This window comes from Chitinophaga pinensis (genome assembly GCF_007896845.1).
GTDB lineage: Bacteria > Bacteroidota > Bacteroidia > Chitinophagales > Chitinophagaceae > Chitinophaga > Chitinophaga pinensis_C.
On record NZ_VOHS01000092.1, the window covers coordinates 1 to 9,856 of the forward strand.

A 9,856-nucleotide genomic window follows, 5' to 3' on the forward strand; every position below is an offset into this window, starting at 1 on the left:
CTCTCATAATATAGCTACCACACCTGTATCACTGGCAATAATCCTGATCGCACTACAGGCGATGGCATATCCTTATTACTAGTTCCTTATGCGCTTCCATTTGATTGTAATTATACACGTACTCAATTCCTGATCCTCTTTCTGAGATTTCGCATCGCCTTTCCATGCTATTTTTAAAAGCCGCCACCTCATTTTTAGGATTGACAACCGCAGCATTATGCGTTTCACTCCAGGCAGCCAATTGTAGCAACAACGGCACCAGATCCACACCCTTTTGCGTCGGATAATACAAGAACTTCGATTTATTCACCGGTTGAAACCTCCTTGACAATAAACCCATTCTTTACCAGTTCATCCAGTCTGTCTGCAAGGATGGTCCTTGCTATCTTTTCATCCGAAAGGAGAAACTCACCAAGGAATTAATCTCAAAGAATAACAGATCTCTCATGATCAGTAAAGTCCATTTATCCCCCAATACATCCAGCGTACAGCTGATAGGACAATCCGATCTCATCGTGTTGCTTTCATACCGTACTCCTCTTTATAGTGAAACAAAACATGCAATCAATATTGTAATCAATGCTACAAAACTACAAAAAAAGTAGTAGCAAAATACTACTACTTAATTGGTTTGGTAAAACGACATAAAAGCCTCTCTGCTTTATGCAAAAGAGGCTGACAACTTGTTTTGGGGTTCGTGAATGAAAGCCTTTAAAAATATCAGTAATGTGGTAGCGGTTATAGCAGGCAATTTTAAACAAGCCTTACGCGTATTGGCCGGTAAGTCTGCTTGTCAGCTGTAACAGGAAATCAGCCGGGGGAGGTCCGGCCGGGGCTTTGACAACGGTATAGTGGCAGATGCTGTACTAAATTCCATAAAATACCCCCAGAAAGCTCCGGGTGTCAGCAGTGTAATGAAATGCAATTGTCACTGATAATACTGAATGCGTGTGCAACCAGCGGGGCGCAAAAATAACGTCTCCGGGGCCTGCAATATGCGTTTTATCGCCAATGCGAAACTGACGGTGCCTTCCAGTACATAAAGTTTCATCCTCGTTTTCATGCACGTGGCAAGGTGGTTCTGATCCCTGAGGCAATACCATTTCAACAAAGCAAAACTTCCGCCTGTTTGTTCCGGGGAAACCAGGGTCTTAAAATATCCACCATGATATTCACGATAAGCCGTAGTCGCCACCGCAGGCTCAATGGAGTTTGTGTCCTTCATACGATTTAATTATCCTTTTGGGGGTTGAATGAATAGCTGATGACCATCATCAACTTTTAAGTCGAAGGCAAACTTCGGCACCTAAATCGGTAAACGCAAACTGTGTCGGCATATAACCGCTTATATCGACAAATGACCTGTTTAGATAGTCCGACGGAGGTATCATTATTTTATTTGGAGGAGCGATAAGCCCTATAACCTGAGGCGCTTCTGGCAATCTGCCTTATAATGACGGCCGATCGGCAGTGCCTTACCATTACCTGCAATAATTGGCATTATAACTTTCTATCTTATTTAGGGGAACTATAAAGGAGCGGTGAATTCTCATAAAATCATCCATAGGTAGTAACTTTTCTACTACACTGATCTTTTGCTTTGCAGAAAGTACCTGATTTTTCAATATCACTTTCACATAATCTTTAAAGCTTTCAATCCAGATAATATCAGCAGTATCAATCTTCACAACCCTGCGATCTATGCGCAGATAAAGATAATGAGGCTGTGCATTAACTACAGATGGTTCAGCAATGCTGTGTTCGTCTGCTACGGGCGCCTTAAACACGTTAATCACCTTCCCGATCGCTTTAAAAAAACGTTCAAAGGGGATGGGTTTTAATAAGTAATCAACGGCATTTAAATCAAAGCCATCAACGGCAAACTCCTGATAAGCCGTTGTGAATATAACCCTCGGTGGACTTGACAGACTTTTGATAAAATCAATACCACTAATACCGGCATTTTAACATCCAGAAAAATCAGGTCGATTGACTCTTCCTGCATCACACGAAAGGCCTGTAAAGCCGAATGGCAACAGGCTATTACCTCCAGTTCGGAGAACTCTGCGGCATATTTCTGAATAATTTCTATCGCATGCGGTTCGTCGTCAACGATAATTGTTCTGATCTTCTTCATGATCACTTATACACTAATCAGTTAATTCAATTTCCAGTATTGAGATGAAACAATCCTCTTCATCATAGGCCTGCAATGTATGGCGGCCCGGGTATAACAGCTCCAGCCGTTTACGTACATTGGCCAGCCCTATCTTTGAATAGTGTATGGCAGGTTTTGCTGGAACTGTCTCCGGTTTGCTGTTAGACACATTAAAGGTAAGTTTGTCTCCCTTTGTCCGTAGCTCAATATTAATCCAGGACACTCTTCGGTCTCACTCACACCATGCTTAAATGCGTTTTCTACCAGCGGCAACAACAGCAACGGTGCAATTTGCTGCATCCCGTCTTCCAGATTAACATTGACATTCAGCTCCAACCTTTCTTCGTATCTGATCTTTTCCAAAGCAATATAACTGTTGAGAATTTCAAGATCTTTCCCAATGACACGAATGCTGTGTTGCACTCATATAACATATAACGAAGGATCTTAGACAGCCCCAATATCACATCTGGCGTCTGTGCAGATTGTGTCAGCGATAAAGCATAGAGATTATTAAGTGTGTTGAACAGGAAATGCGGATGTATCTGACTCTTAAGGAAATTCAACTCTGCTTGTGTGGCCGCATCCCTCTTCTCATACCACATTTTAATAAACTTGATGGAAACTCCTATCCAGACGACCGAATTACTGCCAACAAATGCAGAAGCAATTTCAGCAGGTTGAAAGAGTCTTTCTACAAATGCGCCCCGGGCAATGCGCCATTTGAAATCATTCGCCGGATCATCACTCACGGATTGAAAAAATGGATCTACCAACAAAATATCTATTGTGCGGAACAATAAGGTGGCCAGTATCGTACAGACCAGACAGGCTATAAATAATCTGACAAACTGGTGTCGAAAAAAATACCGGGGAATAATGTAGTACGATAATCCGTAGAAATAAAAGCATGAACAGGGACCACCATGAGTACTGCAGGCAGTGCAATCAGATAATGTCCATGCAACTGCGCACCAAATATAACGGTGATCAAAGCAATGTTAACAAACCAAAAAAGTAAATGCCGGAGATATTTTGCCTTCATTACCTGAAATATTACTATCAAATATATGCATCTGCCGATATTTCAGGCGCTTTGTCGATTAACGACCGGTCTGCGGCGACAAACAACAGTGCGGATGCACATTAAACCAACTATTATCTGCTTTCAACAAAATCAGGGCGAGTCCTCTGCCGGTCCCTGATTATCTTTTATCCAAAGCAACATATTCTTCAGTTCCTCCATCCGGCTTTCCGCCATCATCACTTTTTCCATCTGCAAACACCTGCTTTGGGTGTCCTGTACATGCAAAGCGTCAAACTGCTTTTGCTGCACATCCAGATCTTTTGCCGTCTTCTCCATACTCAGCCTGGCATACCGGTCTGCATCTCTACGGTTACGCATACTCAAAAGATTGCCTGCTATCAGGTATTCGCCCAATCCATCATCAGGCGCTAATCCTGCAATGCTTACACCACAAAACAAGGCCATTTCATAGTTTTTGGCATGTGACGCTGCATGACCAAGCTGTGCCCAATTCTCCCGCGTCAGACAAATAAGATAAGGATCCATCACCCCTTCAGGGAAGTTTTCCTGTATCAGTTGCTTGAAAATTTCCAGTTTCGGACTCCACATTTCTGCCCGGTATACATACAACTGTGCCGATAAAAACATCTTTGCAAAAGCTTTTTTGACCAGATCAGGGAGCGACTGACTGGCCGCCTGTCTCATAGCTATATTAAAGTAAGTAAAGGCCAGCGAATAAAATTCTGGATTACGATTTATCAGTAATGTTGCGCCAATACTATAATGTAGCCATGCATTTGTCGCCTCATGCGGAAATCGTGCGATCAGCTGCGTAAATACCTGTGGCGTATCAAAACTGGTAATACCAACCAGCACTTTCGAAAATTCTTTGTCTGCTATATGCAATCCATTATCAGACTGCGCTGCTATTCCTAATGCATTACGACCGGGCAGTAAGAAAAATCTTCGGGCCACAGATCCTGAAAATGAACACGGCCCGGTACATTTACATGCGTATTCAGACTGGTCCAGTGATGCGTCACCCGGTCTGATATTAATACCATATCAAACTCCGCGCATAACCATTTTAATTCTTCTGCAGGGAGTGTGAGCATCCACTCCGGATCCGCGCGGTAACGATTGGTACAGGCCGCGAAGCATATACTGTCTCGTATCCCCCACTTATCCACAAGATTAAAACCCTCTGTCAGACGTAAATGCTTTAAAGTATTAATCAGGTTATGATCGGGCAAGGGACGGGGATTTTCTTCAGTTGCTGCATGTCTGGGTGATGCTGCATGGAAGAATATGGAGTTCATCCGCATAAGCGCAACTCTCTCTTCAAATACGGGGTCGCGTTTACGCGCATCTCTTTGGGGCATCTCATTTGTTGACATAACAATAGTTAACCGACATTTGTGTAAATACAATACTTGTCACTACACCATTGACGTAACGCTCCTCCATCCAACCGGTAAAAGAAACGGAAACAATATTCATAATAACCGGATTCCGAGGCGGATACGGTCACCTTTATCTGTAGTGGTGGTTCTGAAGATGAAAATGTGTAGTAGATCTCCGGATCAGTATGAAAAAAATTACCGCTTTCCGAAATGAGATATTGTGTTTTACCATCTTCACGTACCGCTCTCCGGGCAGGCATAGGCCCATTGTGGGTAAGCTCAACAAAGAAGCGAAGTGGCTCCATCATACCGGCTCCGATAATGGCATCAACATTTGCCTGAGACTCAAAAAAGGATCAGGTCCTTTCTGTATATCAAGGAGACAAATATCAACATGCTCCAGTACGATCTGTTCATTGCCCTTCCGGTTATGACTAATGGTAAAGGAGACTTTCATGCCATCTACAAACACAGGCCGCTTTCCATCACGGGCGGTGAGTGGCGGCGGAGATCCTTCCAGTGGCGCCAGACTTAAAGGAAAGGATGGCGTAGACACCGATAAATTGACGCCGAATGCTTCCTTGAGCTTATCCAACGCAGTGCCCACTCCGGGAATAAATGCGCCCGGTATGGCAGCTATGCGAATAATAGGATCTGTAATACGTTCTGCAATGGTGCGGACTGTCCCGGCAAAACCTTCTGGTTGGGGTAATTGTTGTTGGTCCCATGCTGTGCTTTTCATGGTGGGTGGGGTTTATACTTATAACTAAGGTAGCACAATAACAGCAATGATCCGTAAAATAAGAAAGAGGATAACTACCTGCCGGTAACTATCCTCTCTGCTGTGACCTCGTCTGGATTCAAACCAGAAACCTTCTGATCCGTAGTCAGATGCTCTATTCAGTTGAGCTACGAAGCCATTCCCGTTTTGGGATTGCAAATGTGCGAAAAAAAATCAAACTTCCAAAAAGAGTTTTTTATTCCGGAGAATTAGATCTCACCATTGAACTGATAGCATCCATCTATACAGACACACTATTTCGTTGAAGCACTTTGTATGCCGGTCAGTTCACTTTGAAACTGCGCCACCCCAATCTTACCGCTTGCAAAGCGATGCTCGAGTTGAAAGAGCTGCTCTTTCTGCGTATGTGGTCTGTTATAAATAGCGGCAAGGATCTCCGCTTCTCCGGTTAAAGGCTGCGTCACATGTTGCCGTGTGCGGAATGCCTCATAGTACCTTATACCTAAGGTACGTAAGGACGTCGCATTGAAGTGCAACCCATCAGGATTACTACTCAGACCTGCCGCCGTCGCATAATAACAAAGCGCCTGTGTCCGGGCATAATGCCACAACGCCTCATTGATCAACGGATAAGCAGCGAAATAGTTTCCATAGATACCACTGGTCAGAAAATCTCCCAATCCGCCAATAATGAATGGTACATCAGTGACATGCAATTCCAGTCGCAAGGTATCCACGATTACCTTTAGCTTGTCTTCATACACTAACGCTTTTTCCGGAGAACAGTCACTTTCTCCCTGATGCCATAGTATACCGGCTAAAGTACTGCTACGTTGCGCCAGTTTTGCCTGTGTGAGGGCATGATCAAACAAGGCACCGCCGGGTGACCAGTCATCCAGACTCGTACCACCGTCTGCACAGGGGATGAATCCGATCTCCTCGTCAGGATGATCTTTGCGCCACGCAGCACCAAAGCTACCTGCGAGACCGATTCCGGCACTGGAACGATCATTATGAACCGGTTCCGTCATTAACTGCCATCGGCCGTTCCGGAGCACTTTTATGCCCTCATTGATAATAGCAGGTACTTCATGGTGATAACCACGACCCGCCATATTCGATTGTCCTATTAATAAAAAAGATGCGATCATTTATTTTGCTGTTTTACTCCATCCCGATGCTTCTACGGAAAGAATACCATGCCAGTTGTTTAATATCATTCTGCGCAATATCGCCCGATTGATAGGCCTGTACAGTGACTGAGATCATTTGAATGAACAATAGTCTTATCCATGCAGCATTTACCTGTTCACTGATCAGTTGCCTGCGTTGTAGTGCAGGAATCAGCTGAAACCAGTTATCCCGGGTAGTTTCATAGGTCGTGTTTTGCGGAATACCTGTTGCCTTATTGGCCTCTGGCTGACTTAACAACTTATGCAGAAAGATATACCGTACACCACAGTCGATCCCGGCATATAACATTTGCTCTAATTGTAGTAAGGGATCCTCTGTACTGCCACAGGCTTGTAACATCGCCGCCTGCCAGGTCCGTAGCATATCCTCCCGGCAGGCTTCAATCAGCTCCGCCCGGTCAGTAAAATACCGGTGCAGGGTGCGGCGGCTTAAATCTGTCCTTTCTGCGATCTTATCTAATGGGGAAGAAAAGTCTTCATTTAAGACGATAATGGCAGCGTCAATGATCTTTTGCCTCGTGTCCATGACGCAAAAATAGGAAATATGTCACAACAATGTGACATCAATCTATAAAATAGTGAAAATGCCGCCTAAGCTGGTTATTTTGTAAAATGAAGCGCAACTGTCCCTGATGAAAGTACTTTGGACGCAACAAGTTTTAACTGCAGCCGCTGCTGCAAATGGGTAATGTCTAACAATCTTCTACCTTCTCCGACAATAATCGGCTGAATGACAAAATAATACTCATCAACCAGATCCTGTGCAATCAGCTGTGAAGCCAGATCGACTCCACCCAACGCAATCTTTTTCCCCGGTTCCTGCTTTAATTTTTGTAATTCTTCTGCAGGATTTGCCCTGACAATCCTCGTCCTCGGATCATCAACATGCGTCAATGACCGTGACACGACGATTTTATCTATAGCATCAAAGGTGGTTGCAAAATCATTCATTGACTTTGTTCCGCCGGAATGGTTCTTTGCGATATCAGGCCAGAAAGGCACCATTAATTCATAGGTTTTACGGCCGTAGAAAACCAGATCAACACCCTTCAGCAAGTTTGTAAAGTAATCATGTACTTCCTCATCACTGTTTGACTTAGTATGGTCAACACAGCCATCTAATGTCATATTGATTGAAAAGATTACACTTCCCATTGGATTGCTTTTTATGAAATTAGCCATTTTTTCACATCGAAACATCCTCCGGCACCCCTTACGGTAATATCTGCGGACGCCTTGCTGCCTGCGCTCTTCCCAATGCTTTACTTAGCCGCTTATACCTGAACAAAGCTGCTAGCGATACAATCGCCACAACCGTCAGGGTGGTATATATCCACGCAGGTATAGGCATGGGGTCACCTTTCGCATAAGAATGCAAACCCGACAGATAATAGTTTACACCAAAGTAAGTCATGATGACGGTGGAAAAGGATACGACAGACAAAAAGTTAAACAGAAATTTACTTTGCATACCCGGAATAAGTCTGGCATGCAGCACAAAGGCATATACGATAACAGATATAAAGGCCCATGTTTCTTTGGGATCCCAGCTCCAGTAACGCCCCCAACTCTCATTTGCCCACATGCCACCTAAAAAGGTACCACAGGTGAGCATGAATATTCCAATGATCATCGACAGCTCATTGACAATGGTCAGTTCCCGTAACGACTTTTCTATAAAGCCCCTTCTCGCCGGATTATTAACAATATGCAGCAGTAAGACAAACATGCCCAGTAATGCACTGAGTCCCAGAAATCCATAGCTGGCCGTAATGATAGCCACATGGATCATCAGCCAGTAAGACTTCAGAACGGGTACCAGCGGTGTGATCTGTGGATTCATCTGCGCACCGCCATGCGCAAAGCCCATTAAAATAACAGCAATCAATGCTCCGGCAGCCGGAATATAGGAATTACTATTACGGTACAAAAGTAGTCCCGAGACAAGACCGATAAGACTGATAAACATGACCGCCTCGTAACCATTACTCCACGGAGCATGACCCGAAATATACCATTGCACTACCAGACCAGCTATCTGCAACAGCGCAGCTATTACCAGCAATGTTATCAGACTCCGGATAAATAATGCAGGACTTTGCCGCGCTTAAACATGGCAACAAACGATACCCCCAACAGTACAGTTCCGATTACTGCGTACAATAACATCAATTTAAAAAACAGGTTCCACGAGTTGAACCTGACCTCCCAGTTCAGCTTCGTCTGTGAAGGCATCACCGCGGCGCCTGCCGAGCGTTGCAAGGTGCTGAGTGCCTGTAACACCTGATCAGCTTTGTGCCAGTCACCATTTCTCCGCGCATGTTGAACTGCCTGAAAGTAGGCCATCACCAATTCCTCTCCCTTGTTCTGTGGCACCTGCATCAGACTGACCGCTGTCCAGCTGTTATTGCTATCACTGCGAACAGGTAAGATCCGCAGGTACATTCCGCTTAAAAGCGCCTGAACGACCTGCATTTTGTCGTTCAACTCAATGACTTCCTTATCATAATTATCCTGATCAGCTGCTCTTCTGGCAAACGCGGTGTTATACTCCTGCTCCAGTAAAAAATGTGCCTCCCCTGCTGTATCCACCGTAAGCAGCTGCATGATAGTGGTGAATCCCTCTGCATTTGCTTTTACGCGACTTAAAAGCGCTTTCCCACCACGCTCATTTACTTTTATCAGCGGTACATTCACATTCAGCAGGATTCGTCGTTACCGCCAGCAGGAACTGGTTAGCATCAAATGTATAATAGCTGTCATGGCGATAAAGTTTTCTGAGTATCTCCAATGCCAGCGTATTCGCAGGCTCAATCCTGCCATCAATATGGGACCGCGAGGTAGCCAAAAGAAGCGGCGTGCGCTTTGTCAGGTACATTCTCCGGTACTGGTTGCGCATAACCTGATACCCCACATAGCAAACCGGCAACGAGTATCATCAATCCCTTTTTTGAAGATGCAGCGCTTAACTGTTGTCGCAAAATATGAAACCTTGTCCCGCGCCAGAACAGGGTAAAGAACATGCCAACAAACAACATCACATAACCGATATAAGTCAGCTTGTACCGGTGACATCATGATTCACAGATAATATCGTTCCCTTTTCATCGGCATCATAACTGCTTTGGAAAAACCGGAACCCACCATAATCCAGTGTATGATTCATGTAAATATTATACGGTATCAGACTACCGGCATCATTGACAGTCACCTGCGATGAAAAAGACGACGGTGCATTACTACCGGGATATTTTCCAAGCTTGAATTTGTCCAGATGAATATAGAAAGGCGTATAATAATACCGGGAACCTATCCCATATCAATCTTCATATC

General features: G+C 44.5%; 16 protein-coding genes and 1 tRNA gene. All 17 read right to left on the minus strand.

Features of this window, described 5'->3' with window-relative positions:
• Positions 1-928: 928 nt before the first annotated feature.
• On the minus strand, positions 929-1,225 hold the full coding sequence (locus FEF09_RS30135) for a hypothetical protein (RefSeq protein ID WP_146308595.1): 297 nt from the start codon (positions 1,223-1,225) through the stop codon (positions 929-931).
• A gap of 256 nt (positions 1,226-1,481) precedes the next feature.
• Entirely contained in the window at positions 1,482-1,796 is a 315-nt protein-coding gene (locus FEF09_RS32540) for a LytR/AlgR family response regulator transcription factor (RefSeq protein WP_222597306.1), read from the minus strand.
• Between the two features lie 62 nt (positions 1,797-1,858).
• Positions 1,859-2,137 carry a LytR/AlgR family response regulator transcription factor gene (locus FEF09_RS32545; protein WP_222597307.1) on the minus strand — a complete coding sequence of 93 codons (279 nt, stop codon included), beginning with the start codon at positions 2,135-2,137 and terminating at the stop codon, positions 1,859-1,861.
• Between the two features lie 13 nt (positions 2,138-2,150).
• Complete coding sequence (locus FEF09_RS32550) at positions 2,151-2,327, minus strand: hypothetical protein (protein WP_222597308.1); 177 nt, start codon at positions 2,325-2,327, stop codon at positions 2,151-2,153.
• 157 nt (positions 2,328-2,484) lie between these two features.
• Positions 2,485-2,934: a histidine kinase gene (locus FEF09_RS32555; protein WP_222597309.1), complete on the minus strand. Its 450-nt coding sequence runs from the start codon at positions 2,932-2,934 to the stop codon at positions 2,485-2,487.
• 401 nt (positions 2,935-3,335) lie between these two features.
• Entirely contained in the window at positions 3,336-4,160 is an 825-nt protein-coding gene (locus FEF09_RS30150; protein ID WP_146308597.1) for a hypothetical protein, read from the minus strand.
• On the minus strand, positions 4,118-4,582 hold the full coding sequence (locus tag FEF09_RS30155) for a hypothetical protein (RefSeq protein ID WP_146308599.1): 465 nt from the start codon (positions 4,580-4,582) through the stop codon (positions 4,118-4,120). The genes FEF09_RS30150 and FEF09_RS30155 overlap by 43 nt, the downstream gene beginning before the upstream one ends.
• 8 nt (positions 4,583-4,590) lie before the next feature.
• A complete protein-coding gene (locus FEF09_RS30160) occupies positions 4,591-4,896 on the minus strand; it encodes a hypothetical protein (protein ID WP_146308601.1) in 306 nt (101 codons plus the stop codon).
• A complete protein-coding gene (locus FEF09_RS30165) occupies positions 4,893-5,330 on the minus strand; it encodes a hypothetical protein (protein WP_146308603.1) in 438 nt (145 codons plus the stop codon). Before FEF09_RS30165 ends, FEF09_RS30160 begins: the two co-directional genes overlap by 4 nt.
• Before the next feature lie 103 nt (positions 5,331-5,433).
• Positions 5,434-5,507: transfer RNA gene (locus FEF09_RS30170), tRNA-Arg, on the minus strand.
• Between the two features lie 116 nt (positions 5,508-5,623).
• Positions 5,624-6,481, minus strand: coding sequence for a sialate O-acetylesterase (locus FEF09_RS30175; protein WP_146308604.1), 858 nt, complete (start codon positions 6,479-6,481; stop codon positions 5,624-5,626).
• Between the two features lie 13 nt (positions 6,482-6,494).
• Positions 6,495-7,049 (minus strand): TetR/AcrR family transcriptional regulator, encoded by a 555-nt coding sequence (locus tag FEF09_RS30180; RefSeq protein ID WP_146308605.1) that lies wholly within the window; start codon positions 7,047-7,049, stop codon positions 6,495-6,497.
• Between the two features lie 74 nt (positions 7,050-7,123).
• Positions 7,124-7,678, minus strand: coding sequence for a dihydrofolate reductase family protein (locus FEF09_RS30185; RefSeq protein WP_146308606.1), 555 nt, complete (start codon positions 7,676-7,678; stop codon positions 7,124-7,126).
• Between the two features lie 58 nt (positions 7,679-7,736).
• Entirely contained in the window at positions 7,737-8,588 is an 852-nt protein-coding gene (ccsB, locus tag FEF09_RS32560) for a c-type cytochrome biogenesis protein CcsB (RefSeq protein WP_222597310.1), read from the minus strand.
• A gap of 5 nt (positions 8,589-8,593) precedes the next feature.
• Positions 8,594-9,220, minus strand: coding sequence for a hypothetical protein (locus FEF09_RS32565; RefSeq protein WP_222597311.1), 627 nt, complete (start codon positions 9,218-9,220; stop codon positions 8,594-8,596).
• On the minus strand, positions 9,192-9,401 hold the full coding sequence (locus FEF09_RS32570) for a hypothetical protein (RefSeq protein WP_222597312.1): 210 nt from the start codon (positions 9,399-9,401) through the stop codon (positions 9,192-9,194). Before FEF09_RS32570 ends, FEF09_RS32565 begins: the two co-directional genes overlap by 29 nt.
• A gap of 177 nt (positions 9,402-9,578) precedes the next feature.
• Complete coding sequence (locus FEF09_RS32575) at positions 9,579-9,836, minus strand: cytochrome c biogenesis protein ResB (protein WP_222597313.1); 258 nt, start codon at positions 9,834-9,836, stop codon at positions 9,579-9,581.
• Between the last annotated feature and the right edge of the window lie 20 nt (positions 9,837-9,856).

Coding starts and splice junctions, on each gene's coding strand:
- FEF09_RS30135 (WP_146308595.1), bottom strand. CDS start 1,225: ATGAAGGACACAAACTCCATTGAGCCTGCGGTGGCGACTACGGCTTAT.
- FEF09_RS32545 (WP_222597307.1), bottom strand. CDS start 2,137: ATGAAGAAGATCAGAACAATTATCGTTGACGACGAACCGCATGCGATA.
- FEF09_RS30155 (WP_146308599.1), bottom strand. CDS start 4,582: ATGTCAACAAATGAGATGCCCCAAAGAGATGCGCGTAAACGCGACCCC.
- FEF09_RS30160 (WP_146308601.1), bottom strand. CDS start 4,896: ATGATGGAGCCACTTCGCTTCTTTGTTGAGCTTACCCACAATGGGCCT.
- FEF09_RS30165 (WP_146308603.1), bottom strand. CDS start 5,330: ATGAAAAGCACAGCATGGGACCAACAACAATTACCCCAACCAGAAGGT.
- FEF09_RS30175 (WP_146308604.1), bottom strand. CDS start 6,481: ATGATCGCATCTTTTTTATTAATAGGACAATCGAATATGGCGGGTCGT.
- FEF09_RS30180 (WP_146308605.1), bottom strand. CDS start 7,049: ATGGACACGAGGCAAAAGATCATTGACGCTGCCATTATCGTCTTAAAT.
- FEF09_RS30185 (WP_146308606.1), bottom strand. CDS start 7,678: ATGGGAAGTGTAATCTTTTCAATCAATATGACATTAGATGGCTGTGTT.
- FEF09_RS32570 (WP_222597312.1), bottom strand. CDS start 9,401: ATGTACCTGACAAAGCGCACGCCGCTTCTTTTGGCTACCTCGCGGTCC.